The organism is Sphingomonas sp. S1-29 (assembly GCF_026167545.1).
Taxonomy (GTDB): domain Bacteria; phylum Pseudomonadota; class Alphaproteobacteria; order Sphingomonadales; family Sphingomonadaceae; genus Sphingomonas.
Map to the genome: position 1 here is coordinate 3,283,510 of NZ_CP110678.1, position 15,251 is coordinate 3,298,760.

Genomic DNA, 15,251 nt, shown 5'->3' on the forward strand with positions numbered 1-15,251 from the left:
CCTGCAGCGCTTCGCCCGGGGGCTATTCGCGCTTGGGCGATCGGCTGCGTGGCGCTGATGCCGCGCGATGTTCCCGGGAGAACCGCATGAAGCTCGATCGCCGCATCTTTCTGGGCGGCAGCTCGGCGATGGTCGCGTTGCTGCCGCTGGCGCGCATTGCCTGGGGGCAGACGGCGCCGGTCGCGCGGCGGACGGTGCGCGGGGCGGGCGGGCCGATCGAGATTATCGACGATTCGCAAGGTATTCCGCATATTCGCGCTGGCACCAAGGCCGATGCGTTTTTCGGCCAGGGCTATGTCGTCGCGCGTGATCGGCTGTTCCAGCTCGACCTTAGCCATCGGCGCAGCATGGGGCGGATGGCCGAGGCGTTCGGGCCTGACTTTGCGGTGCACGACCATGCCGAGCGGCTGTTCCATTTTCGCGGCGACTTGGAGGCCGAGCTGGCGGTGGTGCCGCGCGAGGTGCTGGAATGTGCGCGCGGCTATGTCGCGGGGATCAATGCGCGGATCGACGAGGTGATCGCCGATCGCACGCTGCTGCCGCCCGAATATCGCATCCTGGGTGCGCTGCCGCTGCGCTGGGACGTGCGCGATCTGGTGCTGGCGCGCGGGGCGGCGATCGGCAATGTCGATGATGAGATCCGCCGCGCGCGGCTGGCGGCGATGGGGATGCTCGATCTCGACACGCTGGTCGCGCCGCTGCGCCCGGCGTGGAAGCTGCGGGTGCCCGAGGGGCTCGATGTGGCCGGGGTGTCGGAGGCTGATCTGGGGGTGTTGGCTGAGGCCGAAGGGGCGCTGCCGTTCGGCACGACGCCGACGCCGGTACGCGATCCAGCTGGCGTGCGGATCGAGCGCGAAAATGCCGGGTCGAACGCCTGGACGATCGCGCCGGGGCGAAGCGCCACCGGGCGGGCGATCCTGGCGAACGACCCGCATCTGGGGATTGGTGGCTTTGCCCCGCGCCATGTCGCGCATCTGACCGCGCCGGGGCTCGACGTGATCGGTGGCGGTGCGCCGGGGTTGGCGGGGATCATGCAGGGGCACACCGACCGCTTTGCGTTCGGGCGGACCAATTCGCATAACGACCAGAGCGATTTGTTCATCCTCGAGCTCGATCCCGCCGATCCCGAGCGCTACCGCCACGATGGCGGGTGGAAGCGGTTCGTGCGGGTGGAGGAGGTGATTGCCGCCAGGGGCGCGCCGGCGCGGACGGTGGTGCTGCGTTATTGCGTGCATGGGCCGGTGTTGCTGCACGATCCGGCAAGGCGGCGGGCGACGTCGCTGGCGAGCGTCACGATGATGCCCGGCGCGATGGGGGCGTTTGCGATGATTGCGATCAACCTGGCGCGCGATTGGGAGGGGCTGAAGGAAGCGTTCAAGCTACATCCCTCGCCGACCAATTTCCATTATGCCGATGTCGAGGGCAATCATGGCTGGCAGGTGATCGGCCATGCGCCGGTGCGCGGCGGCGGGCATGACGGGTTGCTGCCGGTGCCGGGCGACGGCCGCTATGACTGGCAGGGGCGGTTCGGGGCGGAGAAGCTGCCGAGCGACTATAACCCGGCCAAGGGTTGGTTCGCGACCGCCAACCAGAACAACCTGCCCGCCGATTATCGGGTGCCGCTCGCCTTCTCGTTTCGCGAGCCGTATCGTTACGAGCGGATCGAGCAGGTGTTGACGGGGCAGCGCAAGCATAGCCTCGCCGACAGCGCGGCGTTGCAGCAGGATGTGCTGTCGACCCCGGCGCGCGAATTGGTGGCGCTGATCCCCGCGCAGGTGAGCCCGGCGGCGATGCCAGCGGCGGCGATACTGCGGGGGTGGGACGGGCAATTGGGGGCCGGGAGCGCGGCGGGGGCGCTGTTCCAGATCCTGTGGGCGGGACTGGGCAGGCGCGTGCTCGACCAAGTGGTGCCGGTGGCGGCGCGCGACCTGGTGCCCTCGATCGCGGCGGGCGAGCTGATCCGGCTGTTGCGCGAGCGCGCTGCTGACATGGCGGGGCTGTTTGATGACGCCCTTGTCGCGGCATGGGACGAGGCGAAGCGGCGGATGGGGGATGATCCGGCGGGGTGGCGCTGGGGGAGCCTGCATCAGGTGCGGATCGCGCATCCGCTGGCACGGCTGCCGGCGATCGCGGCGGCGTTTCCGGCGATCGAGGGGGGACAGTCACCCGGCGACAATTACACCGTCAATGCGCGCTGGGTAGCGGCGAGTCGCGGCTATCGGACGTCGGGCGGGGCGAGCTATTTGCAGGTGATCGATGTCGGCGATTGGGACAACAGCCTGTATCTGAACCTGCCCGGCCAATCGGCCGACCCGCGATCGCCGCATTATCGCGATCATTATGCGCCGTGGATCACCGGGCGGATGCTAAAGCTGCCGTTCAGTCGCGGGGCGGTGGATGCCGATGCGCGGGGGCGGACGATGCTGGTGCCGGGAGACGAGCAATGATGCGGCGGGCTGTGGTTTCGATGCTGGCGCTGGCGCTCGCCGGATGCGCGGCGACCGCCGGGAGCGGGCGGCGCGCCGATGTCGCGATCCGGGGCGGCACGCTCTATTCGGGCGGCGAGGGTGCGGCGGTGGTGGGCGATGTCGAGATTGTCGGCGACCGCATCGTCTATGTCGGGCCTTCGCGTGGGACGGCGGCGGCGCGGGTGATCGACGCGGCGGGCAAGATCGTCGCGCCGGGATTCATCGATCCGCATACCCATCCCGACAGCTATATCCGATCGGCCGATCCGGTGGCGCGGCGCAATTTGCCGTGGCTGGCGCAGGGGGTGAGCACGATCATCCACGGTGTCGATGGCGGCGGTTCGCCCGATGTCGCCGCCGATGCCGCCAGGCTGGAGGCGAGCGGGATCGGTACCAATGTCGCGCGCTTCGTGGGGTTCGGCGCGGTGCGCGAGGCGGTGTTGGGGCAGGACGACCGCGTGCCGACGGCTGCCGAACTGGCGCGGGAAAAGGCGCTTGTCGTCAAGGCGATGTGCGAGGGGGCTTTGGGGCTTTCGACCGGGCTGTTCTATGCGCCGCAGAGCTTTGCGACGACCGAGGAGGTGATCGCGGTGGCGCGCGAGGCGGGGTCGCGCGGCGGGATGTACGACACGCATCAGCGCGATGAATCGAGCTATACGATCGGCCTGCTGGGTTCGACTCGCGAGGCGATCCGCATCGGGCGCGAGGCCGGGATGCCGGTGCATTTCGCGCATCTGAAGGCGCTGGGGGTCGACGTCCACGGGCAGGCACCGCAACTGATCGCCGAGATCGAGGCGGCGCGCGCGGCGGGGATCGACGTGACCGCCGACCAATATCCGTGGGACGCATCGGGATCGAGCGTCGATGCCTCGCTGGTGCCTCGCTGGGCAGTCGATGGCGGCTATAAGGCGATGATCGCGCGGTTCGACACGCCCGCGACGATGGCGCGGATAAAGGGCGAGATGGCGGAGAATTTGCGGCGGCGGGGCGGGGCCGACAGCTTGCTGTTGACCAGCGCGGGGCAGCCCTGGACCGGCAGGACGCTGGCGCAGATGGGGCAGAGCTGGGGGATCGACCCGATCGAGGCGGCGATCCGAATCCTGCGCGTCGCCAATCCGCGCGGCACCGGCGCTGCGGGCAGCGCGGTCGCGTCGTTCAACATGGCCGATCGTGACATCGACCTGATCATGCGCCAGCCCTGGGTGGTGACCGGCTCCGACGGATCGGACGGGCATCCGCGCCAATATGCGACCTTCCCCCGGCTATACGCCGAATATGTCCGCAAGCGCGGGGTGATCGACCTGGCGACGATGATCCGGCGATCGACCGGCAAGGTGGCGGATATGTATCGGATCGAGCGGCGGGGGTATCTGCGCGCAGGGTATTTCGCCGATGTGGTGGTGTTCGATCCCGAGGAATATGCGCCGCGTGCGGATTATGTGAACCCGGCGCTGCCGGCGGCTGGGGTGACGGCGTTGTTCGTCAATGGCGTGCTGGCGTTGGAGGATGGCGCGGCGACGGGGGCGACGGCGGGGCGGGCGTTGCTGAGGGCAAGGCCTGCGGGGTGTCCTGCCGTTTGAGCCTTTTCGTTCGTCCTGAGTAGCGGCTGAGCCTAGCGAAGACGCGTATCGAAGGACATTGCCCTAAGCGGGCCGGTGCTTCGATACGCGCCCTCGCTACGCCCTTCGGGCTACTCGGTCGCTACTCAGCACGAACGGTTGGGGGGCGGGGAGTGCAAGCCAAACCTCCCCCCGTTCGTTTCGAGCGAAGTCGAAAAACGGAGCCAAGCGCGGAGGGCGGTTTCTCGACTACGCTCGAAACGAACGGTCAGGGATTGGACGGGTGCGAGGCATCGAACCCCGCGACCACCGCATCCCCCGTTGCCGCACGTAGCGCGACGATGCCGCTGTCGGCATGGCGGGTGGGATGCACTCGGTTCGTCAGCAAGGTCCAGCCGATGCCGCGGGCGAAGTCGATCCACAGGCCGGTGCCGGTGAAGCCGGTATGGCCGATCGTCTCGGCTGAGCAGGCATTGCCGCCGGGCCAGCCGTCGAACCGCCGTTCCCAGCCGCAGGTGCGGCGCTGCGTGACGGGGGTGCGGATCGCCGCGAGCATTGCGGGCGATGCGCCCGAGCCGTCGAGCAGGCCGGCTGCGAAATCGAGCACGCCGGTGACGGTGCCGAACAGCCCGGCATGACCGGTGCGCCCGCCCAGCGCGAAGCAGTTTTCGTCGTGGACCTCGCCCTGCAACACCCGCCCGCGCCAGCTGCAGCGTTCGGTGGCGACGGCGGGGCCGGGGGGTGGACCGTAGCTTAGGCCCGGCCCCAGCGGCTGTGCGTCGAGCGGGCCGCCGGTCAGCCGCTCGATCGCGATGCCGAGCAGCAGGAAATTGATGTCCGAATAGACCGGCGGGCCATGCCGCCATTCGCGCTGGAGGATGAAGGCGCGAAGCCGGTCGGGATCGTCGCCATAGGTGTAGATCGGCTCGACCGCGGGCAGGTGGGTATTGTGCGCGAGGCAGGCGCGGAAGGTGAGGCGGCGTTCGGCGGCACCCGCGACGTCATACTGGCGAAGGTCGGGGATGGCGGTGGTGAGCGGCGCGTCGAGATCGAGCGCGCCCTGATCGGCCAGCCGCAGGATCATCGTGGTGGTGGCGATCACCTTGGTCAGCGAGGCGAGGTCGAACCAGTGATCGGCGGAGAGCGCGGTTTCGTGCGGCTCGCGGCTGGCAAGGCCGGCGAGGCGAGTCGCGCGGCGGCCATCGGCGGTGACGATGCCGAGCGTCGCGCCGGGGATGCGGCCCGCGGCGACCGCCTCAGCGGCGGCGGCGAAGGCTTGGTCGGCGATGGCTTCGATCATGCGGGCAAATCCGATGCGCGCGGGCGGATACGCGACAGCGCGGGGAGGAAGGGGATCGCCGCCAGGCTGACGATGCCCGACAGCGCGAAAAAGCCGTTATAGCCGATCGTCCCGACCATCGCACCGCCCGCGCCCGACAGCAGCCGGGGGAGCAGGAAGGCGAAGCCCGACAGAAAGGCATATTGCGCGCCGGGGAAGCGCGGGTTCACCAGCAGCGAGAGATAGACAACGAAGATCGCGCCCGCCATGCCGTTGCCGAACTGGTCGGCGCCGGTGGCGATATAGAGCAACGCCTCGCTCGGCGGTTGCCATGCCAGCCAGACGAAGCCGAAATTGCCGATCGCGGCGAACACCGCGCCCAGCGCCAGCGTCCATGCCATCGGCCAGCGCGTGACGATGAAGCCACCGACGCCGACGCCGATGATGCTCGCGGCGAGCGCGACGATGCTGTCGGCGCGGCCGATCTGGACGAGGCTGTAGCCAAGGTCGCGGATCATCGGCTTCGACAGGTTGAGCGCGAGGACGTCGCCCATGCGATAGATCGACACGAAGCCCAGCAGCACGATCGCGCCGAAGCCATAGCGCCAGAAGAAATCGACATAGGGGCCGATCGCGGTCGATCGGCGGAGGCGCGAGGTGGGCGCGGCGCGGCGGATTTTGGGCAGCGCGATCGCCATTGCGATGAAGGGCAGCATGCAGATGCCCAGCACATAGGGGGTGACGTTGCTCTGGCTGCCGATCCCCGCCGCCGACGCGGCTTCGAGCACGACCCAGCCGAGCGCGGCGGTGACGACCAGCACCAGGGCGAGGATCGCGGCGCTGGCGGCCAGCCCGTGGGCAAGGGCGGTCCAGCGCCCGTGCGTGCCGGGGCGATCGGGAGCGGTAGCCAGCAGCAGCGGGAAGGGCGCGATCGCGGCGGCGGCGATGCCGAGATACGCCGCCGACCAGCCGCTGGCATCGGCGATCAGCAGCGCGCCGCTGCCCGCCGCGACCATCGCCGAGCGATAGCCCCAAAGGTTCGCCGCGACGATCGGGCCTTGCTCGTCCTGCGTAGGCGCAAGCTCGATCCGCCAGGCATCGGCGGCGACTTCGAGCGTGGTGGTCCAGAAGGCGAGCAGCACCGCGAACAATGCGGTGACCCCCAGGCTGTCGTCGCCGGCGGTGAGCGCCATGCCGACCATCGCGGTGAAGATGCCGAGCTGTGACAGCAGGATCCAACCGCGCCTTTTGCCCCAGAAGCGCGCGAAGCCGGGGACGTCGTAGCGATCGAGCAACGGTGCCCAGAGGAATTTGAAGGTGGGGAGCAATTGCACCCAGGCGAAGAAGCCGATCACCACCAATGCCACGCCATGCGCCTGGAGCCGAAGCGCGAGGACGGTCGAGAACATGTAGAAGGGCAGCCCGGCGGAAAAGCCGAGCAGGCCGAACAGCGCCATGCGGGCTTTCCCGGGCGCAATCGGCGGCATCGTCGCGGGGTGGGGGACTGCCGCCGAAGGCGACGATATCGCGGTCATCGCGCGGGGGGTTCCTGAAACGGACAAGGCCGCATATCGTCGAGCGATCGCGGCAAACAGTCAATCGCCGTCGCCCGACCGCCGGCACGACTTATCCGCCGCGTCCGATGGAGCAAATTGCCGGTCCGGTCGTTGTCGATCCGAACCGATTTTTTTGCACTAGATGGAGCATCCCATGGCCGACACGCCCAATCCTGCGCTCAAGACCCCGACCGACCTCAAGCCCAACGACGCCAAGACCGTCGCGCAGGCGCTTAACGGCATCCTTGCCGACAGCTTCGCGCTGTATCTCAAGACCAAGAATTTCCACTGGCACGTCTCGGGCCCGCATTTTCGCGACTATCATCTGATGCTCGACGACCAGGCGGCGCAGATCCTCGCCACCACCGACGACATCGCCGAGCGCGTGCGCAAGACGGGCAACACGACGCTGCGCTCGATCGGCGACATCGCGCGCCACCAGACGATCAAAGACAATGACAAGGAGTTCGTCTCGGCGACCGACATGCTCGCCGAACTGCGCGAGGACAATCTCGCGCTGGTCGAACTGCTGCGCGAAGCCAAGGACATCGTCGACGAAGCCAAGGACAATGCCACCAGCGGTATCCTCGACGACTGGACCGACCAGGCCGAAGAGCGCGCCTGGTTCCTGTTCGAGGCCAGCCGCAAGGGCTGATCGAAGCGTTTGGTGCTGACACGCCCCCCGGTTGCCCGGCAGCCGGGGGGTAAGTGTGTCTGGCCCCTATGCCCACCGTTCGTGCTGAGCTTGTCGAAGCACCGTACTTCTTGCGCCGGCCGGGCGAGAAGAAAGAACAGTGCTTCGACAAGCTCAGCACGAACGGACGGGGAGGGTCGCCGCTTACCCGCCAAGCCGATCGCGCGCCGCGGGGAACTTTCGCGGCGCTGGCACGGTTGGTTTTGTCCGCAACAGGGAGAATACACATGATTCGTTGGGCAGTTATATTTCTGGTGATCGGCCTCGTGATGGCGGTGCTCGGCTTCGGCGGCATCGGCGGCGCGTTCATCGAGATCGCCAAGATCGTGTTCTTCATCGCGGTTGCGATCTTCGTGATCCTGCTGGTGCTGGGACTGATCGCGGGCAAAAAGGTCAAGGACACCTTGTCCTGATCTAGGTAGCGATGCGCGCCTTTGCCGATCTGCTCGATCGGCTGATCTATACCCGGTCTCGCAACGCCAAGCTGGCGTTGATTGGCCAGTATCTTCGCGAGACGCCTGATCCCGACCGGGGTTGGGCGCTCGCTGCGTTGACGGGTGATCTCGATTTGCCCGCGGTCAAATCTGGCACCGTCCGTGGGCTGATCGCCGAACGCACCGATCCGGTGCTGTTCGCGATGAGCCGCGATTTCGTCGGCGACACCGCCGAGACCGTTGCGCTGCTGTGGCCTGAAAATCCGGCGCGCGCGGTCGAGGCCGAGCCGCTGACCGTCGCGCGGGTGATCGAGCGGCTGGGCAGCCTTAGCCGCGCCGATGCGCCGGCGATCCTTGCCGACATGCTCGACCAGCTCGATTCGGACGAACGCTATGCGCTGCTCAAACTCGCCACCGGCGGGTTGCGGGTCGGGGTATCGGCGCGGCTTGCCAAGACCGCGCTGGCGCAAGCGTTCGGCATCGATGTCGAGGCGGTCGAGGAAGTCTGGCACGGGCTCGACGCGCCCTATGACACGCTGTTCGCCTGGGCCGAGGGGCGGGGCACCCAGCCGAGCACGACCGACATACCGGTGTTCCGCCCCTTCATGCTCGCGCACCCGCTCGAAGACACGCAGGTCGATATGGCCGACTATGCCGTTGAATGGAAATGGGACGGCATCCGCGTCCAGATCGTCCACGTCGCGGGCGAGACGCGACTCTATAGTCGCGCTGGCGACGACATCACCGGGAGTTTTCCCGAAGTCGCGGCGGCCTATCGCACCCCCGGCGTGCTCGACGGCGAATTGCTGGTGAAGGGGGAGGCGCAGGGCGCTGCGCTCGATGAGGGCGGCGGCGCGGCGAGCTTCAACGCGCTGCAGCAGCGGCTGGGGCGCAAGACGGTTTCGGCCAAGATGCAGGCGGAATATCCCGCCTTTGTCCGGCTGTACGACATCTTGTTCGACGGCTCCGAAGATCTGCGTGACCTTCCCTGGCACGCGCGGCGTGCGCGGCTCGAACCGTTCGTCGCTGCCCTCGACCCCGATCGCTTCGACCTAAGCCGAGTGATCGACGCCGCCGATTTCGCCGCACTCACCACGATCCGCGACGGCGCGCGCGATTCGGCGATCGAAGGGGTGATGCTTAAGCGGCGCGACTCGCCCTATATCACCGGGCGGCGCGTGGGGCTGTGGTATAAATGGAAGCGCGATCCGCTCGTCGCCGATTGCGTGATGATGTACGCGCAGCGCGGCAGCGGCAAACGGTCGAGCTTCTACAGCGATTACACCTTTGGATGCTGGACCCCCGCCGGCCAGTTATTGCCGGTGGGCAAGGCCTATTCGGGCTTCACCGACGAGGAGCTGAAATGGCTCGATCGCTTTGTCCGCAACAACACCGTCGCGCGCTTCGGCCCGGTACGCGAGGTCGAAAAGACACTGGTGCTCGAGGTGGCGTTCGATTCAATTCACGCCTCTAAGCGGCATAAATCGGGGGTTGCGATGCGCTTCCCCCGCATCGCCCGAATTCGCAAGGACAAGCCTGCGGGGGAAGCCGATCACATCGAAACGCTGCTGCGCCTCGCGACCTGAGGTGGCCTCAGATGGAGGCGGGGCCGATCGGCACGATGCCGGTGGGGTTCACGTCGGGATGGCTGCGATAATAATGCGTCTTGATGTGGTCGAGGTCGACGGTCTCGGCGATGCCGGGCACTGCCATCATCCGCTCCATCAGGCCGTGCAAGCGCGGATAGTCGACGATCCGCCGCCAATTGCATTTGAAGTGGCCGTGATAGACCGGATCGAAACGCATCAGCGTGGTGACCAGTCGGATATCGGCTTCGGTCATCCGGTCGCCGACCAGCCATTCGCGACCGTCGAGGTGGTGCTCGAGCCAATCGAGCGATTCGAACAGCGCGCGGGCGGCCTTCTCATACGCCGCCTGCTGCTTGGCAAACCCCGCGCGGTAGACGCCGTTGTTCACCGTTTGATACACACGGTCGTTCAGCGCATCGATTTCGCCGCGGAGTTCGGCGGGGTAGAAGTCTCCGGGCTTGGCGCCCAGATCGTCGAACGCGGTGTTGAACATGCGGATGATCTCGGACGATTCGTTGTTCACGACCCGCGCTTCGTGGCGGTCCCAGAGTACCGGTACGGTAACCTTGCCCGACATTTTCGGATCGCTGCGGGTGTAGATTTGGTGAAGGTGATCGAAGCCGTACAGCGGATCGCCGGTGCCGCCGAACTCGTCCTGGAAGCTCCAGCCATGTTCGCCCATGATCGGGCCGACGACGGTGACTGGCAGCAGCTCCTCGAGCCCCTTGAGCGCGCGGACGATCAAGGTGCGGTGCGCCCAGGGGCAGGCGAGGCTGACATAGAGGTGGAAGCGATCGGCTTCGGCGCGGACGCCGCGCTGGCCATCGGGGCCGGGCGAGCCGTCGGCGGTGAGCCAGTCGCGGAAGGTCGAATCGGCGCGCTGGAAATCGCCCTTCTCGTCGGTAGGCGCGACCGGTTGTTCGTTGCTCCAGCGTCCGTCGGTCAATTGACCCATCGTCATTCTCCTATGGCTATGAAGAACGAACCGGCGAGCGGGGCGAGCGATCCCCGCAGGGGGCGGAAACGCAGGGTTTCACGTCAGGGCAACGCGATCTCGAACAGGGTCGGCCAATATTTGCCGGTGACGAACAGCCTTCGGCGCTCCGCGTCCCAGGCGATGCCGTTGAGCACCGAGTCGCTGTCGCTGAGCCCGACTTCGGCGACCAGCGGCGCCAGGTCGATCCGGCGGGTGACGCAGCCGGTGGCAGGGTCGATCGCGACGATCGCGGGCTGCATCCACACATTGGCGTAGATCGCCCCGTCGATCGCCTCGAGCTCGTTGAGGTTCTTGAGGCGACGCTCGCCGAGGCGCACCGCGATCCGCCCGGTTTCGGCGAAGTCGGCGCGGGCGTGGAAGGTGAGGACGTCGCTGCCGTCGGAGCGTACCAGCCGGTCGCCGAGCGTCGTCAGGCCCCAGCCTTCGCCACCGTAGCGAAAGCTGCCGCGTGGGCGCAGGTCGCGAGCGGCGTAGCGATGCGCGATTCCGCTGGTCCAGGTGAGCTGCACCAGCTCGTCGCCGATGAGCGCCAGCCCCTCGCCGAACTGCCGCGGCGGGATCGCCCGGCGCGCCAGCACGCGGCCGGTATCGGGATCGACGCGGCGGACTTCGGAGCGGCCGGGCTGGCCGACGCTCTCGAACAGCGCGCCGTTATGCCACAACAGCCCCTGGGTGAAGGCGCCGGGGTCGTGAGGGAAGCGCGCGACGATGCTGGCCGCCTCGACCGCCGGCACGGTGCAGGCAGCGGCGGCAGGCACAGCCTCCTGTGCATGCGCCGGCGCCAGACAGCATAACGCCGCGCCGACGAGGATCGACGCGGCGGTATGAGATAGTCGGTTCAGCACCATGACGGCGCCGACGCTTGCGCGCCGGTTACTGCTGCGGGTTCAGGTTGACCGCGGCGTACTTACCGCGACGATCGACCTCGAGTTCGAACTCGAGCCGGTCGCCTTCGTTGAGCGAAATCATGCCTGCACGCTCGACTGCCGAGATGTGCACGAACGCATCAGGCTGGCCATCGTCGCGCTGAATGAAGCCGAAGCCCTTCATCGCGTTGAAGAACTTGACCGTGCCGCTCGAACGCTCGCCGGTCAGCTGGCGCTGCGGGCCACCGGCACCTGCGCCGGCACCTGCCGGACCACGGGCACCGCCGGGGGCTGCGTCACGCGGCGGGCCGCGATCCGAAACCGCCATCGGCTCGCCGTCGATCTTGAGGTCGGTCGCCGAGATGCGGCCGCCACGATCGACGAGCGTGAAGCCCATCGGCTGGCCTTCGGCCAGGCTGGCAAGCCCGGCCTGCTCGACTGCCGAGATGTGGACGAACACGTCTTCGCCGCCGTCATCGCGCACGACGAAGCCGAAGCCCTTTTGCGCGTTGAAGAACTTGACCACGCCGGTCGCCTCGCCGACGACCTGGGGCGGCATGCCGCGACCACCGCCGCCGCCGCCGGCACCAGCGCCGCCGCCACGAAAGCCGCCGCCACCACCGCCGCCGAAACCACCGCCGCCGCCGCCGCCGAAGCGATCGCCGCCGCCGCCGAAGCCGCCGCCACCACCGCCGCCGAAGCGATCACCGCCGCCGCCGCCGCCGTAGCTCGGAAAGCCGCCGCCACCGCCGCCGCCTTCATCGCCGAAAAATTCGCGCTTGTCTTTGCCGCGCCCACCGCGCCCGTTGCCGCGCCCTCGATCGAAACTCATTGCCCTGTTCGTCTTCCCGATCGCCCGATTCATATCCTGAAACCCTGGCGCCGGACGAAAAACGCAAGTGTTTGGGCGCGTCTAACCTCACGCCACGCGCCATATATATCCCAAAAATACCAGGTGGGCGAACAAAATCGTCTCAATTATGGCGCTTGCGGCGAACGATGCTTGCCCGGCGACGAAATGCCCGGGTAGGAGCGACACTTATGGAAAACGTCGCTGTGCTGCTCGCCGATCCCGCCGCCTGGGCGGCCCTGGTTACGCTGATCGTGATGGAGGTGGTGCTCGGGCTCGACAATCTGATCTTTATCTCGATCATTTCGAACAAGCTGCCCGAAGCCTATCGACAAAAGGCGCGGCGAATCGGCATCGGGCTGGCGTTGGTGATGCGGCTGATCCTGCTGACGATGATCGCGTGGATCGTCGGGCTGACCACGCCGGTGTTCGACCTGGGGATCACCGGGCCGCTCGACGAATATGGCCGGCCGGCGTTCGAAACTTCGTTCTCGTGGCGCGACCTGATCCTGATGGTCGGCGGGCTGTTCCTGGTGTGGAAGGCGACCAAGGAAATCCACCACTCGGTCGATACCGGGGTGTCCGACGACCTGCTCGACAAGAAGCGAGTCGCCGAAACCGCGTTCGGCGCGGCGATCGTCCAGATCGTGCTGCTCGACATCGTGTTCTCGATCGATTCGATCCTGACCGCGGTCGGCATGACCGACCATGTCGAGATCATGTATGTCGCGGTGGTGGTCGCGGTCGCGGTGATGCTGCTCGCCGCCGATCCGCTGGGCAATTTCATCAACAAGAACCCCACGGTCGTGATGCTCGCGCTGGGCTTCCTGCTGATGATCGGCATGGTGCTGATCGCCGAGGGCTTCGGGGTGCATGTGCCCAAGGGCTATATCTATGCCGCGATGGCGTTCTCGGCGCTGGTCGAGATGCTCAACATCTTCAACCGCCGCGCCAAGCTGCGCAAGGACGCGCAAGTGCAGGCGACACGGGGCGGGGCCGAATAAAGCGCATCGGCCATTGAGCGTTCATTCGCGCCCGCCTATGCGAGCGCGATGACCGTTCATCTCCACGAAGAAGACTTGCCCGCGGGCATTTTCGCCCCCGGCGCCGCTATCGCCGTCGATACCGAGACGATGGGGCTCATCACCCCGCGCGATCGGTTGTGCGTCGTCCAGCTCTCCGACGGCTCGGGCACCGAGCATCTGGTGCGCTTCGGCCCCGACAGCGACTATGCCGCGCCCAATCTGCGCGCGGTGCTGGGCGATCCCGACCGGCTGAAGCTGTATCATTTCGCGCGCTTCGATCTGGCGGCGATCCGCCATTATCTCGATACCGTCGCGGCACCCGTCTATTGCACCAAGATCGCCTCGCGGCTGGTGCGCACCTATACCGATCGCCACGGGCTGAAGGAGCTGGTGCGCGAACTGCTCGGGCAGGAACTGTCGAAGGCGCAGCAATCGTCCGACTGGGGCAATTCGGTGCTGACCGACGCGCAGAAGGAATATGCCGCGTCCGACGTCCGCTATCTCCACGCGATGAAGGCCGAGCTCGATCGCCGGCTGGCGCGCGAGGGTCGCACCGCGCTGGCGCAGGCGTGCTTCGACTTCCTGCCGCATCGCGCCGATCTCGACCTGGCGGGCTGGCCCGAAACCGACATCTTCGCGCATGTCTGACGCTGCCCGCCGCGGTCGAACGCAGCGGCAGCGCTGGGCGGCCCCCGGCGGCAGCCACGATTCGTTCGTGAAGATCGCGCAGGTGGTGCTGCCGACGGGGATCGGCATCCTCGCGGCGTTCCTGGTGATGGCGCCGCTTTTCATGGGCGGCGACGTCTCGTTCGTGCTCGACAAGAACAAGGTCGAGGTCGCCGAAGAGCGGATGCGGATCCAGGCGGCGCGCTATCAAGGCTCCGACAGCGAGGGCAAGCCGTTCGTCCTTGACGCCGGTTCGGCGGTGCAGAAAAGCTCGGCCGAGCGCGTCGTCGAGCTGAACCGGCTGGCCGCGGCGTTGGGCATGCGCGACGGCCCGGCGACGCTCAAGGCCGATCGCGGGCGCTACGATATGGAGCAGGAACAGGTGTCGATGGCGGGCCCGATCGAGTTTCGCGCTGCCGATGGCTATGCGCTCGACACCCGCGACGCGACGATCGATCTGAAGACGCGGCAGTTGCGATCGGCGGGACCGGTCAGCGGTACGACGCCGCAGGGCACCTTCAGCGGCGACCGGCTCGAAGCCGATCTCGAAGCGCGGACGGTGAAGATGAGTGGCAATGCCCGCTTGCGGATCGTCCCCGAGCGCGCAAATAGGCGATGATGAAACGCGCGCCCGCCCTGTCCGTCCTGATCGTGCCCGCCCTTATCGTGGCCGCTAGCCTGTGGGCAGCCCCCGCCGCGGCGCAGCGCCACAACACCAACGCGCCGATCGATTTCGCCGCCGAGAATCTCGAGCTGCAGGATCGCGCCAATCGCGCGGTACTGTCGGGCGGGGTGTCCATTCGCCAGGCCGACCTGACGTTGACCGCGGCGCGGGTGACCGTCGCCTATACCGGCCAGGTGATCGGCGGAACGCCGCAGGTTTCGCGGCTCGACGCCTCGGGCGGGGTCACGGTGGTACGCCCGACGCAGCGCGCGCGCGCGCAATATGGCGTGTACGACCTCAACAAGCGCGTCATCACGATGCTGGGCGACGTATCGCTGATCCAGGGCAACAACACGCTGCGCGGCGGACGGCTGTCGATCAACCTCGACACCGGACGCGCGACGCTCGACGGGTCGACCGCGGGTGCGGGCGGCGCCGCGGCACCTGCCGAGAACGGAGTCGAACGGCGGCAGGGCCGGGTGACCGGGCGTTTCACGGTGCCGCAGCGGTAAACGGCGTGTCGAGCATCCTCCCCCGCAAGGGGGAGGTGGCAGCCGCAGGCTGACGGAGGGGGAGGAAGCAGTGAGCGCGGCGGCACCTCCCT

14 protein-coding genes are annotated in these 15,251 nt (G+C 67.4%); 9 read left to right on the forward strand and 5 right to left on the reverse strand.

Annotated features, from left to right (window positions below; genetic code table 11):
• The first annotated feature begins 86 nt into the window (after nucleotides 1-86).
• Nucleotides 87-2,447 (forward strand): penicillin acylase family protein, encoded by a 2,361-nt coding sequence (locus OKW76_RS15725; protein WP_265549878.1) that lies wholly within the window; start codon nucleotides 87-89, stop codon nucleotides 2,445-2,447.
• Nucleotides 2,447-4,048 (forward strand): N-acyl-D-amino-acid deacylase family protein, encoded by a 1,602-nt coding sequence (locus tag OKW76_RS15730; protein WP_265553037.1) that lies wholly within the window; start codon nucleotides 2,447-2,449, stop codon nucleotides 4,046-4,048. The genes OKW76_RS15725 and OKW76_RS15730 overlap by 1 nt, the downstream gene beginning before the upstream one ends.
• A gap of 247 nt (nucleotides 4,049-4,295) precedes the next feature.
• Here the strand turns inward: OKW76_RS15730 and OKW76_RS15735 are convergent, their stop codons facing one another.
• Nucleotides 4,296-5,327 carry a serine hydrolase domain-containing protein gene (locus OKW76_RS15735; protein WP_265549880.1) on the reverse strand — a complete coding sequence of 344 codons (1,032 nt, stop codon included), beginning with the start codon at nucleotides 5,325-5,327 and terminating at the stop codon, nucleotides 4,296-4,298.
• Nucleotides 5,324-6,763, reverse strand: coding sequence for a permease (locus OKW76_RS15740; RefSeq protein WP_265549882.1), 1,440 nt, complete (start codon nucleotides 6,761-6,763; stop codon nucleotides 5,324-5,326). Before OKW76_RS15740 ends, OKW76_RS15735 begins: the two co-directional genes overlap by 4 nt.
• 253 nt (nucleotides 6,764-7,016) lie before the next feature.
• Between OKW76_RS15740 and OKW76_RS15745 the strand changes: the two genes are divergently transcribed.
• The 3 genes from OKW76_RS15745 to OKW76_RS15755 all read left to right on the forward strand — a co-directional run bounded on the left by OKW76_RS15745 (nucleotide 7,017) and on the right by OKW76_RS15755 (nucleotide 9,576).
• Nucleotides 7,017-7,517, forward strand: coding sequence for a Dps family protein (locus OKW76_RS15745; RefSeq protein WP_265549884.1), 501 nt, complete (start codon nucleotides 7,017-7,019; stop codon nucleotides 7,515-7,517).
• A 266-nt stretch (nucleotides 7,518-7,783) separates the two neighbouring features.
• Nucleotides 7,784-7,969 carry a DUF1328 domain-containing protein gene (locus tag OKW76_RS15750; RefSeq protein WP_265549886.1) on the forward strand — a complete coding sequence of 62 codons (186 nt, stop codon included), beginning with the start codon at nucleotides 7,784-7,786 and terminating at the stop codon, nucleotides 7,967-7,969.
• Nucleotides 7,970-7,980: 11 nt separating this feature from the next.
• Nucleotides 7,981-9,576 (forward strand): cisplatin damage response ATP-dependent DNA ligase, encoded by a 1,596-nt coding sequence (locus tag OKW76_RS15755; RefSeq protein ID WP_265549888.1) that lies wholly within the window; start codon nucleotides 7,981-7,983, stop codon nucleotides 9,574-9,576.
• Nucleotides 9,577-9,583: 7 nt separating this feature from the next.
• On the opposite strand, the gene OKW76_RS15760 is transcribed toward OKW76_RS15755, so the two are convergent.
• The 3 genes from OKW76_RS15760 to OKW76_RS16190 form a co-directional block, all read right to left on the reverse strand.
• Complete coding sequence (locus tag OKW76_RS15760; RefSeq protein ID WP_265549890.1) at nucleotides 9,584-10,534, reverse strand: glutathione S-transferase family protein; 951 nt, start codon at nucleotides 10,532-10,534, stop codon at nucleotides 9,584-9,586.
• An 83-nt stretch (nucleotides 10,535-10,617) separates the two neighbouring features.
• Entirely contained in the window at nucleotides 10,618-11,424 is an 807-nt protein-coding gene (locus OKW76_RS15765; protein WP_265549892.1) for a glutaminyl-peptide cyclotransferase, read from the reverse strand.
• Nucleotides 11,425-11,449: 25 nt separating this feature from the next.
• Nucleotides 11,450-12,274 carry a cold-shock protein gene (locus tag OKW76_RS16190; RefSeq protein WP_322740099.1) on the reverse strand — a complete coding sequence of 275 codons (825 nt, stop codon included), beginning with the start codon at nucleotides 12,272-12,274 and terminating at the stop codon, nucleotides 11,450-11,452.
• Nucleotides 12,275-12,483: 209 nt separating this feature from the next.
• On the opposite strand from OKW76_RS16190, the gene OKW76_RS15780 reads away from it, so the two are divergent.
• The 4 genes from OKW76_RS15780 to OKW76_RS15795 are packed head-to-tail and all read left to right on the forward strand — an operon-like array spanning nucleotide 12,484 to nucleotide 15,159.
• Entirely contained in the window at nucleotides 12,484-13,296 is an 813-nt protein-coding gene (locus OKW76_RS15780) for a TerC family protein (RefSeq protein WP_265549894.1), read from the forward strand.
• A 48-nt stretch (nucleotides 13,297-13,344) separates the two neighbouring features.
• Complete coding sequence (locus OKW76_RS15785) at nucleotides 13,345-13,965, forward strand: ribonuclease D (RefSeq protein ID WP_265549896.1); 621 nt, start codon at nucleotides 13,345-13,347, stop codon at nucleotides 13,963-13,965.
• Nucleotides 13,958-14,602: an LPS export ABC transporter periplasmic protein LptC gene (lptC, locus tag OKW76_RS15790; RefSeq protein ID WP_265549898.1), complete on the forward strand. Its 645-nt coding sequence runs from the start codon at nucleotides 13,958-13,960 to the stop codon at nucleotides 14,600-14,602. Before OKW76_RS15785 ends, lptC begins: the two co-directional genes overlap by 8 nt.
• Nucleotides 14,602-15,159, forward strand: coding sequence for an LptA/OstA family protein (locus OKW76_RS15795; protein ID WP_265553040.1), 558 nt, complete (start codon nucleotides 14,602-14,604; stop codon nucleotides 15,157-15,159). The genes lptC and OKW76_RS15795 overlap by 1 nt, the downstream gene beginning before the upstream one ends.
• Nucleotides 15,160-15,251: the final 92 nt, after the last annotated feature.

Bases quoted from the DNA above. Each gene is read 5' to 3' on its own strand.
- OKW76_RS15750 (WP_265549886.1), top strand. From the start codon at position 7,784: ATGATTCGTTGGGCAGTTATATTTCTGGTGATCGGCCTCGTGATGGCG.
- OKW76_RS15725 (WP_265549878.1), top strand. From the start codon at position 87: ATGAAGCTCGATCGCCGCATCTTTCTGGGCGGCAGCTCGGCGATGGTC.
- OKW76_RS16190 (WP_322740099.1), bottom strand. From the start codon at position 12,274: ATGAGTTTCGATCGAGGGCGCGGCAACGGGCGCGGTGGGCGCGGCAAA.
- lptC (WP_265549898.1), top strand. From the start codon at position 13,958: ATGTCTGACGCTGCCCGCCGCGGTCGAACGCAGCGGCAGCGCTGGGCG.
- OKW76_RS15745 (WP_265549884.1), top strand. From the start codon at position 7,017: ATGGCCGACACGCCCAATCCTGCGCTCAAGACCCCGACCGACCTCAAG.
- OKW76_RS15755 (WP_265549888.1), top strand. From the start codon at position 7,981: ATGCGCGCCTTTGCCGATCTGCTCGATCGGCTGATCTATACCCGGTCT.
- OKW76_RS15780 (WP_265549894.1), top strand. From the start codon at position 12,484: ATGGAAAACGTCGCTGTGCTGCTCGCCGATCCCGCCGCCTGGGCGGCC.
- OKW76_RS15785 (WP_265549896.1), top strand. From the start codon at position 13,345: ATGACCGTTCATCTCCACGAAGAAGACTTGCCCGCGGGCATTTTCGCC.
- OKW76_RS15735 (WP_265549880.1), bottom strand. From the start codon at position 5,327: ATGATCGAAGCCATCGCCGACCAAGCCTTCGCCGCCGCCGCTGAGGCG.
- OKW76_RS15795 (WP_265553040.1), top strand. From the start codon at position 14,602: ATGAAACGCGCGCCCGCCCTGTCCGTCCTGATCGTGCCCGCCCTTATC.
- OKW76_RS15730 (WP_265553037.1), top strand. From the start codon at position 2,447: ATGCGGCGGGCTGTGGTTTCGATGCTGGCGCTGGCGCTCGCCGGATGC.
- OKW76_RS15760 (WP_265549890.1), bottom strand. From the start codon at position 10,534: ATGGGTCAATTGACCGACGGACGCTGGAGCAACGAACAACCGGTCGCG.
- OKW76_RS15740 (WP_265549882.1), bottom strand. From the start codon at position 6,763: ATGGCGCTGTTCGGCCTGCTCGGCTTTTCCGCCGGGCTGCCCTTCTAC.
- OKW76_RS15765 (WP_265549892.1), bottom strand. From the start codon at position 11,424: ATGGTGCTGAACCGACTATCTCATACCGCCGCGTCGATCCTCGTCGGC.